Source organism: Mycobacterium seoulense (assembly GCF_010731595.1).
Classification (GTDB): Bacteria; Actinomycetota; Actinomycetes; order Mycobacteriales; family Mycobacteriaceae; genus Mycobacterium; species Mycobacterium seoulense.
On the sequence record NZ_AP022582.1, the window covers coordinates 4,834,912 to 4,847,474 of the forward strand.

A 12,563-nucleotide genomic window follows, 5' to 3' on the forward strand; every position below is an offset into this window, starting at 1 on the left:
GAGGAGCCCATGCCCATCGCCACGCCCGAGGTGTACGCCGAGATGCTGGGCCGCGCCAAGGAGAACTCGTACGCCTTCCCGGCCATCAACTGCACCTCCTCGGAGACGGTGAACGCCGCGATCAAGGGCTTCGCCGACGCCGGCAGCGACGGCATCATCCAGTTCTCCACCGGCGGCGCGGAGTTCGCCTCCGGGCTGGGGGTGAAGGACATGGTGACCGGGGCGGTGGCGCTGGCCGAGTTCACCCGCGTCGTCGCGGCCAGGTACCCGATCAACGTCGCGCTGCACACCGACCACTGCCCCAAGGACAAGCTGGACAGCTACGTGCGGCCGCTGCTGGCCATCTCCGCCGAGCGGGTGGCCGCGGGTCAGGACCCGCTGTTCGGATCGCACATGTGGGACGGCTCGGCCGTGCCGATCGCCGAGAACCTGGCCATCGCGCAGGAACTGCTCAAGCAGGCCGCGGCCGCCAAGATCATCCTGGAGATCGAGATCGGCGTCGTCGGCGGTGAGGAGGACGGCGTCGCCCACGAGATCAACGACAAGCTGTACACCACGCCGGAGGACTTCGAGAAGACCATCGACGCGCTGGGCCACGGCGAGCACGGCAAGTATCTGCTGGCCGCGACGTTCGGCAACGTGCACGGCGTCTACAAGCCCGGCAACGTCAAGCTGCGCCCCGACATCCTGGCCCAGGGGCAACAGGTGGCCGCGGCGAAGCTGGGGTTGCCCGGCGACGCCAAGCCGTTCGACTTCGTCTTCCACGGCGGGTCGGGCTCGCTCAAGTCGGAGATCGAGGAGTCGCTGCGGTACGGCGTGGTGAAGATGAACGTCGACACCGACACCCAGTACGCCTTCACCCGCCCGATCGCCGGTCACATGTTCGGCAATTACGACGGCGTGCTCAAGGTCGACGGCGAGGTGGGCGCCAAGAAGGTCTACGACCCGCGCAGCTACCTCAAGAAGGGCGAGGCGTCGATGACCGAGCGCGTGGTGGAGGCCTGCGAAGACCTGCACTGCGCCGGGAAGTCCGTGGGCTCAAGCTAGCCGGTCCGCCCCGGATGCCCGGCTGGGCGGGCACTCGGCACCGAACGTGCGGCTGGCCGGGCGCTCGGCCGAAGCCCACGCGCCGCGGCTAACCGCTGGGGGACTGGCAGATCTTCCACTGGTCGTCGCGGTACTGCAGGTCCAGGCTGCGGGTCGACCGCAGCGACGGGTCGTAGGCCATGAACGTGGTGACGTTGGCCTCGGCGTGCTGGCCGTTGACCACCACCTGGTCGATGCTGGCGATCACCGGATATTGCTTGGCCGCGGACACCCGCCGGTAGGTCTCGTCCCACGAGTGCTCGTCGTAGTCCGCGTACCCGTCGCGGGTGGTGCCGCAGGTGATGGTGCGCAGCGTGGTCAGGTCGCCCTTTTGAATCGCGGTGTCGAAGCTTTGGATGGTGGTCCGAACCTGGTCTTCCTGCGACACTTTGGTGTGTTTGCCGCGGGTGAGCAGCACCGTGCCCAGGATCGCGATCGCGGCCAACGCCAGCACGATCAGCACCAGCGCCAGCACCCAGCCCCAGTTGAACTGCCGGGAGGTGCGCAGCTTTCCCCCGAGCCGGGGCGGGATCGATTGCGGCACAGCCGGTTTGCCGGGCGAGCCGAACTGTGCGGTCGGCCCCTCGGGTCCGGGCGGTGAGGCGAAGACCTCGGTGGCGGGCTCGGGGGTGGTCGCGATCACCGCGGTCTCTTTGGCGTCGAAGCCGGGCGCGGTGAAGCGGCGTTCGCGCTGCCCACCGTCCGCGTCCTCCCCGGGATCCCCCTGGCTGCCGCCGGAATCGGGTTTGATCACCACGGTCTCGGTCTCGGAGTCGCTCGGTACCAGCGGAACGCTCGCGGTCGCGTCCTCGCCTGATTGCGCGGCCCATTCGTGCCCAGGCGGATTGGGCGTGCCGCCGCGGTCGGGCTCGGGTGGCTGGGGCATGAGTACGGCTGTCCTCCGCTATCGGATGGGGTAATTGGAGAGCTTAGCGACCCGCCCCCCTCGATGGGGTGACGGCCGAGGTCCCGCGGTCCGGCGAAACGGGGGAGCTGCAGAATAGGAGCCATGACGCCGCCGCGAGACCTTCTCGGACCCGACCCGACCCTGCTGCCGGGCGATCCCGACGCCGAGGCGGAACTGCTCGCCGGCGAGCAGCCCGCGATCGTCGCCGCCACGCACCCGTCGGCGTCGGTGGCCTGGGCGGCGCTGGCCGAGCAGGCGCTGGCCGACGACCAGGCCATCACGGCCTACGCCTACGCCCGCACCGGCTATCACCGCGGCCTGGACCAGCTGCGGCGCAGCGGCTGGAAGGGCTTTGGCCCGGTGCCCTATTCGCACGAGCCCAACCGCGGATTCCTGCGCTGCGTGGCGGCCCTGGCGCGCGCCGCCGACACGATCGGCGAGGCCGACGAGTACCTGCGCTGCCTGGACCTGCTCGACGATTGCGACCCGGCGGCGCGGCCGGCGCTGGGGCTCTAGAAGGTTTCCGAGCACCCCGCGTCGTCCGGCGAGTCGATCTGCACGGTGGCGTGCTGCAGCCCCCGCGCCGACAGCACCGCGCGGGCGTCCTGCAGCACCCGGGCGGAGTCGCCGGCGCTGCGCAAGTGCGCGGTGCACATGTCCTTGCCGGGCGACAGCGTCCAGACATGCAGGTCGTGCACCTCGGTCACGCCGTCGACGGCGCCCAGCGCCGAGCGCAGCTCGTCGACGTCGATGTGTGTCGGCGACGATTCGGACAGGATCCGCAAGGCGTCGCGGGCCAGCGAGATCGCCCGCGGCAACACCCACAGCGCGACCAGCACGGCGACCACCACGTCGGCGTACGGCCAGCGCGTCGTCACGGTGACGATGCCGGCGATCAGCACGCCCAGGCTGCCGACGCTGTCGGCGACCACCTCCATGTAGGCGCCCTTGACCGCCAGGCTCTGCCCGGAGTGCGACCGCAGCAGCAACGCGACCACCAGGTTGGCCAGCAGCCCGGCCAGCGCGACGACGATCATGGGCACACCGGGGATCGACGGGGTTTCCCTGAGCCGCTGGATCGCCTCCCAGAGAATGAAGAGGGCGACCCCCATCAGCAGCCCCGCGTTGGCGACCGCCGTGAAGACCTCGGCCCGATGCCAGCCGTAGGTCCGTGACGGTGACGAGCTGCCCCGCCGGGCCAGCGTCACCGCGGCCAGTCCCATGAAGACCGCGACGACGTCGGTCAGCATGTGGCCCGCGTCGGCCAGCAGCGCGATCGAGTTGATCAGCAGCGAGGTGGTCAACTCCACCACGAAAAACGCCGCCAGTATCGCGGCGGCGATGATCATGCGGGGAATCAACCGGGCCCCGTCGGTGTCGGCGGGACTGTGGTTGTGGCCGGCGCCCATGCCGTGCAATATATGCGGATCCGCGCATATATGGCAAGGGTCAGATCCAGCGGCTCCAGAAGCGGGTCAGCAGGTTGCCCGCGGACACCAGCCAGGTCGGCACCCCGGAGAACTCGAACAGCCACAGCACCGCCTGGAAGAACCAGTGACTGGCCGGCAACAGCAGGAACAGCACGATGAAGAAGCCCCACTGCTTGGCCGGGGCCAGCGCGCGCTGCGTCTCCGGGCTCAGGTGTGGTTCCAGGGCGTCGTACCCGTCCAGGCCCGGGATGGGCAGCAGGTTCAGCACCACCGCGGTCAGTTGCAGGAAGCCCAGGAACGCCACTCCCGCCCACAGCACCTGATGGAAAGGGTCGTAGAAGAACCGCGTCAGCGTCAGCAGCAGCACGGCCAGCACCAGGTTGGCCGCCGGGCCCGCCAGGCTGACCAGGCTGCGCCGGTTCGGCGTCATGAACCAGGTCCGCACGTACACCGCGGCGCCGGGCAGGCCGATCCCGCCCAGCGCGATGACCACCATCGGCAGCAGGAGCGACAGCGCGGGATGGCTGTAGCGCCGCGGATCCAGCGTCAGGTAGCCGCGCACGGCGGCGTCGTGGTCGCCGAAGCGCCAGGCGGTCACGGCGTGGCCGAACTCGTGCAGGCAGAGCGACACCAGCCAGCCGGCGATGACGAAGGTGAACACCCCGAAGTACGCCAGCGGCCGCACGGTGCTGCCGGCCAGCCACGCCAGCACGCCGCCGGCCGCCGTCAGGGCCAACAGGGCCAAAAAGATGGGGCTGGGTCGCACCGATTCGCGCCGGGCGGGCAGGTTCACCGGTCGAAACTATCGGACGGCCAGCCAGCCTTCGACGTTGCGGTAGAACGTGGACCGGCGCGCCGGGCGCGGCGCGGGCACGCCGTCGCGGACCACGGTGACGCCGGTGCTGCCCAGCTGCACCGCGCGCCCGGCCACCCAGCGGCGCCGGCCCGGCGACACCCGGGCCCGCAGGCCCGGCACCGCCAGCGTCGGCTCGATGTCGACGGCGCGGGCGGCGCCGTCGAACAGCACGGCGTCGTCGACGACCGCCTCGCCGTGCAGGCACGGGCCTTCCGGCGGCACCCAGCCGGCCCGCCCGACGACCACCGACCCGGTTTCGTCGCGGACCAGGGTCACGCGCCGGGCGGTCGCGCTCGCGGCGCGCCGTGCCGCGCGCCGACCGGCGGGCAGGCCGTAGATCCGGGTCGCGCGCGTGCGGCGGCGCGGCGCGTAGGCCACCTCGACGTCGAGCCGGCCGGCCCGCAGCAGCCGGGTCAGCACGGTCGCCAGGTCGGCATCGGCGCCGACCACCACCAGCCGCCGGTGCGGCCCGATCGCGGCGTCCACGTCGGTCGCCTCGGTGACGCGGTGGAGGGGCGAACCGGTCAACGAGCGGGGCGCGCGACGATCACCGAACAGCAACACCGCCAGGACGCGGTCTTCTTTCCTCACCAGTCATCCAATCAAGCCGGACCAATAGCTCTGTCGTCCAACGTCTCTCGTCTGCTCGTCGGCCAGACCGTTTGGGCGCGGGATGATCTCGTCATAACGACACAGTCACAACATGGTGTCGGACTGCGAAAGTTGTTGCGCCAGCGCATGCTAACAACCGGATACTTTACTCCTGCCACGGGGTCAACGAATGGGTGGCCAAGAGAACGGAGTTCTGCCATTCGCGGACTGACCGCCGTCTTCCCAACCGCGCGAACCGCACCGCCCGCTTCCGGTACCGGCCCCACGCGCGTCCATTGCTGACGAAGCAACTCCGCCGTGTTGGCGCCGTGGCGGTTTCGGCCGTCCTGCTGTGCGTCGGGCCGGCGACGGCCTCGGCCGACGAATCGATCGTCATCGACTTGGTGCGGCATGGCCAGTCGGAGGCCAATGCGGCGCGCGTGATCGACACGTCGGTGCCCGGAACGGTACTCACGGCACTCGGCCAGGAACAGGCGCAGAACGTCGGCAACGTTCTCGCCGCGCAGGGCCCGCTCGCCGGGATCTTCGCGTCGCAGTTGATCAGGACGCAGCAGACCGCGGCGCCGTTGGCGGCCACGTTGGGGATGAACGTTCAGGCACTGCCCGGGCTCAACGAGATCGACGCCGGCGTTTTCAACGGGCTGCCGCAGTTCAGCCTCGCGGGCCTGGCGTACCTGCTGGGCCCGGTGGCGTGGCTGCTTGGGCTCCGCATCGTGCCGATGCTGGCTCCGGGCTCCGCCGACGCCAACGGGTTCGAATTCCACAAACGCTTCAACGGCGCGCTGCAAACGATGTACGGCAACACGGTGACCGACGCGGGTCGCTTCAACGACTCCCTGCAAATGATGTACGGCAACGCCATGGCCAACCCGGTCCGGACCGCGGGCGGCAAGATCACCGAGGTGGCGTTCTCCAGCGAATTCGCCATCGGCGTCGGGACCATGATGAGCGTCAAAAACCCCGATCCGCTGCTCCTGCTCTTCGACCCGCTGCCCAACACCGGCATCGTCGTGATCCAGGGCAACCCGCACGACGGCTGGAGACTGGTCAGTTGGAACGGGAAGCCGGTGTGGCCTGGCTGGGCGGCCAAGAGGACCGCTCGCGACCCCAAGCAGCCCCTGTGCCTGATGCTGGACGCTCCGACCGCCGGCGGTGTATGTGCGGCTCAGCCGCCCTCGACGCCGTGAGCCGGGCCCGTCCGGGACACGCGTCGGGGTCAAACGGCCCTTGACGAGGGTGCGTCGCTGGCCGACGTTTAGGATCGCCACGTGAGCGCGGCAAGCAACGATGCCTCCAGCTACGCGCAAGGCCCCGGAGTGGTCAACCGAGGCGCTGGTGCGGGTCGGCAGCTCGAGCCACCGGGTGATGCCGCAAAACGTTGCAGCGCTGCAAGATACGGCGCTTTGCCAGTCGAACCACAGTAAGCAGGCGGGAGCAGTCATGCCGGCAATCGTCCTCATCGGCGCCCAATGGGGCGACGAGGGCAAAGGTAAGGCCACTGACCTGCTCGGTGGGCGCGTGCAGTGGGTGGTGCGCTACCAGGGGGGCAACAACGCCGGGCACACCGTCGTCCTGCCCACCGGCGAGAACTTCGCCCTGCACCTGATCCCCTCGGGCGTGCTGACCCCCGGCGTCACCAACGTCATCGGCAACGGCGTGGTGGTCGACCCCGGCGTGCTGCTCGACGAGCTCAAAGGCCTCGAAGACCGCGGCGTGGACACCACCAAGCTGCTGATCTCCGCCGACGCGCACCTGCTGTTGCCCTACCACGTCGCCATCGACAAGGTCACCGAGCGCTACATGGGCAACAAGAAGATCGGCACCACCGGCCGCGGCATCGGGCCGTGCTACCAGGACAAGATCGCCCGCCAGGGAATCCGGGTCGCCGACGTGCTCGACCCCGAACAATTGACCCACAAGGTCGAGGCCGCCCTCGAACTCAAGAACCAGATCCTGGTCAAGATCTACAACCGCAAGGCACTGGACCCGCACCAGGTCGTCGACGCCCTCCTGGAACAAGCCGCGGGGTTCCGTCACCGCATCCGCGACACCCGGCTGCTGCTCAACGCCGCGCTCGAGACCGGCGAGACCGTGCTCCTGGAGGGCTCCCAGGGCACCCTGCTCGACGTCGACCACGGCACGTATCCCTATGTGACGTCGTCGAATCCGACCGCCGGCGGCGCGGCGGTCGGGTCCGGCATCGGCCCCACCCGCATCACCACCGTGCTCGGGATCCTCAAGGCCTACACCACCCGGGTGGGCTCCGGCCCGTTCCCCACCGAGCTGTTCGACGAGAACGGCGAATACCTGTCCAAGACCGGCGGCGAATACGGCGTCACCACCGGGCGGCGGCGCCGCTGCGGCTGGTTCGACGCCGTCATCGCCCGCTACGCCACCCGCGTCAACGGCATCACCGACTTCTTCCTGACCAAGCTCGACGTGCTCTCCAGCCTGGAAACGGTCCCGATCTGCGTCGGTTATCGCATCGACGGCGAGCGCACGACCGACATGCCGATGACGCAAACCGACCTCGCCCGCGCCGAACCGATCTACGAGGAATTGCCGGGCTGGTGGGAGGACATCTCGGACGCGCGCGAATTCGACGACCTGCCCGCCAAGGCGCGTGACTACGTGTTGCGGCTGGAAGAGCTTGCCGGGGCGCATGTTTCGTGCATCGGCGTCGGTCCGGGACGGGAACAGACGATCGTGCGCCGCGACGTCCTGGCGGCCCGCCCGTGACGGAGCCGGACGCACGCGAACTCGACCCCGAATACGAACACCACGGCGGCTTCCCCGAATACGGCCCGGCCAGCCCGGGCCCGGGGTTCGGCCGGTTCGTCGCGGCCATGCGCGCCCTGCAGGACCTTGCCGTGTCCGCCGACCCCGGCGACGACGTGTGGGACGACGCGGCAGACCGGGCCGCGGACCTGGTGCAGCTGCTCGCGCCGTTCCAGGCCGAGGAGGGCAAGGCGCCGGCCGGGCGGACGCCCGATCTGCCCGGCATGGGCAGCCTGCTGCTGCCGCCGTGGACGCTGACGCGCTACGCGCCGGACGGCGTCGAGATGACCGGGTACTTCAGCCGGTTTCACGTCGGCGGAAACCACGCCGTGCACGGGGGCGTGCTGCCGCTGCTGTTCGACCACATGTTCGGCATGGTGTCGCACGCCGCGGGGCGGCCGATCAGCCGGACGGCGTTCCTGCACGTCGACTACCGCAAGGTCACCCCGATCGACGCGCCGCTGGTGGTGCGCGGCCGCGTCACGCGCACCGAGGGCCGCAAGGCGTTCGTGGCCGCGGAACTGCTCGACGGCGGGCACGCGGTGCTGGCCGAGGCCAACGGGCTGATGGTGCGGCTGCTTCCCGGCCAGCCCTGAGGTCCCCGCAACGCACCTATCCTGAAGCGGTGACTGACGGCCCGACCGAAGGACAAGACGACAGGACCACCGCGCTCGCCGTGCCCCCGCACGCGCCGGCGGACGAAGCCGACGCCCGGCCGCGGGTGGTGGTGCTGGGCTCCGGAGAGCTCAGCCGCGAACTGGCGATCGCCCTGGGGCGCCTCGGTGCGCGGGTCATCGCGGTCGGTGAGCGCGCGGACGGGGTGGCCGATCAGTCGCTGGTGGTCCCGATGACCGACGCCGAGGAGCTGACGAAGGCGGTGCGGGGGCTGCACCCGGACGTCGTCGTGACCGCCACCGACGCCGTCGCGCCCCGGGCGCTCGAGGGACTCGAGGACGGAAACGCCCAGCTGGTGCCCAGCGCTCGCGCCGTGCGGCTCGCCGCCGACCGGGAGGGCCTGCGCCGGCTGGCCGCCGACGAGCTGGGGCTGCCCACGGCGCCGTTCTGGTTCGTCGGCTCCATCGGCGAACTCGAGGCGGTCGGCGCCCACGCCGGTTACCCGTTGCTGGTGAAGCCCGTGCTCGCGGCCGCCGGGTGGGGGCAGTCGGTGGCCTCGGGGCCCGACGACATCGGGCCGGCCTGGCAGCGCGCGACGGGAGGCCAGGGGGACCAGCACCGCGTGCTGGCCGAAACCGTGGTGGAGGTCGAGGTTTACGTCACCCTGCTGGCCGTCCGCAGCGACGGCGCCGGTGGGCCGGCGATCGAATTCTGCTCGCCCATCGGCCATCGCGGTGGCCACGCCGACGCGCTGGAATCGTGGCAACCCCAGCAGATGAGCGCGGCGGCGATGGATGCCGCCAAATCGATTGCGGCGCGGATCGTCAACGCGCTCGGCGGGCGCGGCGTCTTCGGTGTCGAGTTGATGATCAACGGCGACGAGGTGTACTTCGCCGACGTCACGCCCTTCCCCGCCGACAGCGCCTGGGCGACGGTGCGCAGCCAGCGGCTCTCGGCGTTCGAGCTGCAGGCCCGCACCAGTCTGGGCCTGCCGGTGGACACCATGATGATTTCCCCGGGCGCGGCCCACCGGGTGGAGCGCGCCGACGCGCCGGCCGCCGCGCTCAGCCGGGCGCTGAGCGTTCCGGAGAGCGACCTTCGCCCCGTCGGGCGGGGCTTCCAGGCGTTGGCGACGGCGCCGGAGGTGGCGGCGGCGCGCGACCGCGCCCGTGAGGTGGCCAGCCGGCTGACCCGACAACCTCGTTACGATTCGAGGTCATGAGCACACAGCGCCCGGGATCCTACGCCGGAGACATCACGCCCCAGCAGGCATGGCAGCTGCTCAGCGACAATCCCGACGCTGTGCTGGTCGACGTGCGCACCGACGACGAATGGCGGTTTATCGGCGTGCCCGACCTGTCCAGCCTGGGCCGCGAGGTGGTGTTCATCGAGTGGAACACCTCCGACGGCAGGCACAACCCCAACTTCACCGACGAGCTGCGCGACCGCGTGCCCGACGCCGACGCCGAGCGGCCGGTGGTCTTCCTGTGTCGCTCGGGCAACCGGTCCATCGGCGCCGCCGAGGCCGCCACCCGGGCCGGCATCACCCCGGCCTACAACGTGCTGGACGGGTTCGAAGGCCACGCGAACCCCGCCGGGCATCGCGGCGAATCGGGCTGGCGCGCCATCGGATTGCCCTGGAAGCAGCTGTGACCTCCCCGCCGGGGGACTCCGTCCGCGTGCCCAAGGCGCTGCCCGACGGCGTCGGCCAGGCCACCCTCGGCGTGCGCGGCGGGCTGCTGCGCTCGGGGTTCGACGAGACCGCCGAGGCGATGTTCCTGACGTCCGGCTACGTCTACGAGTCGGCGGCGGTCGCCGAGAAGTCGTTCACCGGCGAGCTGGACCACTTCGTGTACTCGCGCTACGGCAACCCGACCGTGACGATGTTCGAGGAGCGGTTGCGCCTCATCGAGGGCGCGCCGGCGGCGTTCGCCACCGCGAGCGGCATGGCGGCGGTGTTCACCTCGCTGGGCGCGCTGCTGGCCGCCGGGGACCGGCTGGTGGCCGCGCGCAGCCTGTTCGGGTCGTGTTTCGTGGTGTGCAACGAGATCCTGCCGCGCTGGGGCGTCGAGACCGTCTTCGTCGACGGCGACGACCTGGCGCAGTGGGAGGAGGCGCTGTCCGTCCCCACCGCGGCGGTCTTCTTCGAGACGCCGTCCAACCCGATGCAGTCGCTGGTCGACATCACCGCGGTGGTCGAGCTCGCGCACGCGGCGGGGGCAAAAGTGGTGCTGGACAACGTCTTCGCCACGCCGCTGCTGCAGCAGGGCATTCCGCTCGGGGTGGACGTGGTGGTGTACTCGGGCACCAAGCACATCGACGGCCAGGGCCGGGTGCTGGGCGGCGCCATCCTCGGGGACAAGGAGTACATCGACGGTCCGGTGCAGAAGCTGATGCGGCACACCGGACCGGCCATGAGCGCGTTCAACGCCTGGGTGTTGGTGAAAGGCCTTGAGACGCTGGCCGTCCGGGTCGAGTACAGCAATTCATCGGCGCACCGGATCGCGGAATTCCTGGAGACCCATCCGGCGGTGAGCTGGGTGCGCTACCCGTATCTGCCCTCGCACCCGCAGTACGACCTGGCCAAGCGGCAGATGTCCGGCGGCGGGACGGTCATCACCTTCGCCCTCGATTGCCCCGACGACAAGGCCAAGCAGCGGGCCTTCGAGATGCTGGACAGGCTGCGGCTGATCGACATCTCCAACAACCTGGGCGACGCCAAATCCCTTGTCACCCATCCGGCGACCACGACCCACCGGGCGATGGGCCCGGAGGGCCGCGCGGCGATCGGGCTGGGGGACGGCGTGGTCCGGATCTCCGTCGGGCTGGAGGGGACCGACGACCTGATCGCCGACATCGACCAGGCGCTGCGCTAGCCGGCTTGCTTCTCGGCCGCTTCGATGCGTTCGGCGGCCGCCAGCGTTCCCTCCTGCGCTTGCCGTTCCACCCAGTCCACCACCGGCCGCGCGTACATCATCTGGCTGGTGATGGCCATCTGGCCGCGGGTGCGGCCCAGGAAGGAGATGCCCCAGGCGAACATGGCGGCGATGCGGTTGCGGTGGCCGATCAGGTAGTACAGGTGCAGCAGCAGCCACGCCAGCCAGGCGATGAAGCCGCCGAACTCCAGCTTGCCGACCTTGGCGACGGCGCTGTACCGGGAGATGAGCGCCATGCTGCCCTTGTCGAAGTACTTGAACGGCTTGCGGGCGGCCGGGTCGTCCTGGCCCTTCACCGCCTGCTTGATCAGCTTCGTGACGTAATGCGCCCCCTGGATCGCACCCTGGGCCATCCCGGGGACGCCGGGCACCGACATCAGGTCGCCGACGACGAACACGTACGGATGCCCCTTGACGGTGAGGTCGGGCTCGACGATCACCCGCCCGGCGCGGTCGGTCTCGGTTCCGTCGGACTGCTCGGCGACCATCCTGCCCAGCTCGCTGGCCTGCACCCCCGCGGCCCACACCTTGCACGCGCATTCGATGCGCCGCTCGCCGCCGTCCTTCTCCTTGACCGTGATGCCCATGTAGTCCACCGCGGTCACCATGGCGTTGAGCTGGATCTCGACGTCCATCTTCTCCAGCCGGCGTTTCGCCTTGAGGCCCAGGTTCTCGCCCATCGGCGGCAACACCGCCGGCGCGGCGTCGAGCAGGATGACCCGGCATTCGCTGGGCGTGATGGTCCGGAACGCCCCGGCCAGGGTGCGCTCGGCCAGCTGGACGATCTCGCCGGCCAGCTCGACTCCGGTCGGCCCGGCGCCGACCACCACGAACGTCAGGCGGCGCTGCCGCTCGGCCGGGTCGGTGGCGACCTCGGCGGCCTCGAACGCGCCCAGGATGCGGGCCCGCAGCTCGAGGGCGTCGTCGACGCTCTTCATGCCGGGCGCGAAGGCCGCGTACTCGTCGTTGCCGAAGTAGGACTGCTGCGCGCCCGCGGCCACGATGAGGCTGTCGAACGGCGTCACCGTCTGCATGCCCATCAGGTGCGACGTGACGGTCTTGGCGGTCAGGTCGATCTCGCTGACCTCGCCCCACAGGACCCGGACGTTCTTCTGCCGGCGCAGGATCAGCCGGGTGGTCGGGGCGATGTCGCCTTCCGAGAGGATGCCGGTGGCCACCTGGTACAGGAGTGGCTGGAACAGGTGGCTCGTGGTCTTCGAGATCAGGGTGACGTCGACGTCCGCCCGTTTGAGGGCCTTGGCCGCGTTCAGGCCACCGAATCCGCTTCCGATGATGACGACGCGATGACGCGACATGCTTACCCCTTATCGGCCGTGTCGTTC

The 12,563-nt window shown here is 70.2% G+C and carries 13 protein-coding genes; 8 read left to right on the plus strand and 5 right to left on the minus strand.

Translation table 11 applies throughout. The features are described 5' to 3' along the window. Positions 1 to 9: 9 nt before the first annotated feature. On the plus strand, positions 10 to 1,047 hold the full coding sequence (fbaA, locus tag G6N37_RS22390) for a class II fructose-bisphosphate aldolase (RefSeq protein WP_163683589.1): 1,038 nt from the start codon (positions 10 to 12) through the stop codon (positions 1,045 to 1,047). A gap of 88 nt (positions 1,048 to 1,135) precedes the next feature. Here the strand turns inward: fbaA and G6N37_RS22395 are convergent, their stop codons facing one another. Continuing rightward, a complete protein-coding gene (locus G6N37_RS22395) occupies positions 1,136 to 1,972 on the minus strand; it encodes an Rv0361 family membrane protein (RefSeq protein WP_163683590.1) in 837 nt (278 codons plus the stop codon). 123 nt (positions 1,973 to 2,095) lie between these two features. On the opposite strand from G6N37_RS22395, the gene G6N37_RS22400 reads away from it, so the two are divergent. After that, entirely contained in the window at positions 2,096 to 2,509 is a 414-nt protein-coding gene (locus G6N37_RS22400; protein ID WP_163683591.1) for a DUF3151 domain-containing protein, read from the plus strand. Here G6N37_RS22400 and G6N37_RS22405 read toward each other — a convergent pair. From G6N37_RS22405 to G6N37_RS22415, 3 genes are read right to left on the minus strand one after another with little or no spacing between them, the layout of a single operon-like run. Next, entirely contained in the window at positions 2,506 to 3,402 is an 897-nt protein-coding gene (locus tag G6N37_RS22405) for a cation diffusion facilitator family transporter (RefSeq protein WP_163683592.1), read from the minus strand. The genes G6N37_RS22400 and G6N37_RS22405 overlap by 4 nt on opposite strands. 40 nt (positions 3,403 to 3,442) lie before the next feature. Beyond that, complete coding sequence (locus G6N37_RS22410; protein WP_163683593.1) at positions 3,443 to 4,216, minus strand: site-2 protease family protein; 774 nt, start codon at positions 4,214 to 4,216, stop codon at positions 3,443 to 3,445. 9 nt (positions 4,217 to 4,225) lie between these two features. Continuing rightward, entirely contained in the window at positions 4,226 to 4,870 is a 645-nt protein-coding gene (locus G6N37_RS22415) for a peptidase M50 (RefSeq protein ID WP_163683594.1), read from the minus strand. 296 nt (positions 4,871 to 5,166) lie between these two features. On the opposite strand from G6N37_RS22415, the gene G6N37_RS22420 reads away from it, so the two are divergent. From G6N37_RS22420 to G6N37_RS22445, 6 genes are all read left to right on the plus strand, one after another. After that, on the plus strand, positions 5,167 to 6,078 hold the full coding sequence (locus tag G6N37_RS22420; protein ID WP_174813872.1) for a histidine phosphatase family protein: 912 nt from the start codon (positions 5,167 to 5,169) through the stop codon (positions 6,076 to 6,078). A 253-nt stretch (positions 6,079 to 6,331) separates the two neighbouring features. After that, positions 6,332 to 7,630, plus strand: a complete 1,299-nt coding sequence (locus G6N37_RS22425; protein ID WP_163683596.1) for an adenylosuccinate synthase — start codon at positions 6,332 to 6,334, stop codon at positions 7,628 to 7,630. Then, positions 7,627 to 8,265, plus strand: a complete 639-nt coding sequence (locus G6N37_RS22430) for a PaaI family thioesterase (RefSeq protein WP_163683597.1) — start codon at positions 7,627 to 7,629, stop codon at positions 8,263 to 8,265. Before G6N37_RS22425 ends, G6N37_RS22430 begins: the two co-directional genes overlap by 4 nt. A 29-nt stretch (positions 8,266 to 8,294) precedes the next feature. Beyond that, positions 8,295 to 9,506 carry a formate-dependent phosphoribosylglycinamide formyltransferase gene (gene purT / locus G6N37_RS22435; protein WP_163683598.1) on the plus strand — a complete coding sequence of 404 codons (1,212 nt, stop codon included), beginning with the start codon at positions 8,295 to 8,297 and terminating at the stop codon, positions 9,504 to 9,506. After that, a complete protein-coding gene (locus G6N37_RS22440; RefSeq protein WP_163683599.1) occupies positions 9,503 to 9,937 on the plus strand; it encodes a rhodanese-like domain-containing protein in 435 nt (144 codons plus the stop codon). Before purT ends, G6N37_RS22440 begins: the two co-directional genes overlap by 4 nt. Continuing rightward, positions 9,934 to 11,160, plus strand: coding sequence for an O-succinylhomoserine sulfhydrylase (locus G6N37_RS22445; RefSeq protein WP_163683600.1), 1,227 nt, complete (start codon positions 9,934 to 9,936; stop codon positions 11,158 to 11,160). The genes G6N37_RS22440 and G6N37_RS22445 overlap by 4 nt, the downstream gene beginning before the upstream one ends. On the opposite strand, the gene G6N37_RS22450 is transcribed toward G6N37_RS22445, so the two are convergent. After that, positions 11,157 to 12,536: an NAD(P)/FAD-dependent oxidoreductase gene (locus tag G6N37_RS22450; protein ID WP_163683601.1), complete on the minus strand. Its 1,380-nt coding sequence runs from the start codon at positions 12,534 to 12,536 to the stop codon at positions 11,157 to 11,159. The genes G6N37_RS22445 and G6N37_RS22450 overlap by 4 nt on opposite strands. Positions 12,537 to 12,563: the final 27 nt, after the last annotated feature.

Coding starts and splice junctions, on each gene's coding strand:
- fbaA (WP_163683589.1), top strand. CDS start 10: ATGCCCATCGCCACGCCCGAGGTGTACGCCGAGATGCTGGGCCGCGCC.
- G6N37_RS22395 (WP_163683590.1), bottom strand. CDS start 1,972: ATGCCCCAGCCACCCGAGCCCGACCGCGGCGGCACGCCCAATCCGCCT.
- G6N37_RS22400 (WP_163683591.1), top strand. CDS start 2,096: ATGACGCCGCCGCGAGACCTTCTCGGACCCGACCCGACCCTGCTGCCG.
- G6N37_RS22405 (WP_163683592.1), bottom strand. CDS start 3,402: ATGGGCGCCGGCCACAACCACAGTCCCGCCGACACCGACGGGGCCCGG.
- G6N37_RS22425 (WP_163683596.1), top strand. CDS start 6,332: ATGCCGGCAATCGTCCTCATCGGCGCCCAATGGGGCGACGAGGGCAAA.
- G6N37_RS22440 (WP_163683599.1), top strand. CDS start 9,503: ATGAGCACACAGCGCCCGGGATCCTACGCCGGAGACATCACGCCCCAG.
- G6N37_RS22450 (WP_163683601.1), bottom strand. CDS start 12,536: ATGTCGCGTCATCGCGTCGTCATCATCGGAAGCGGATTCGGTGGCCTG.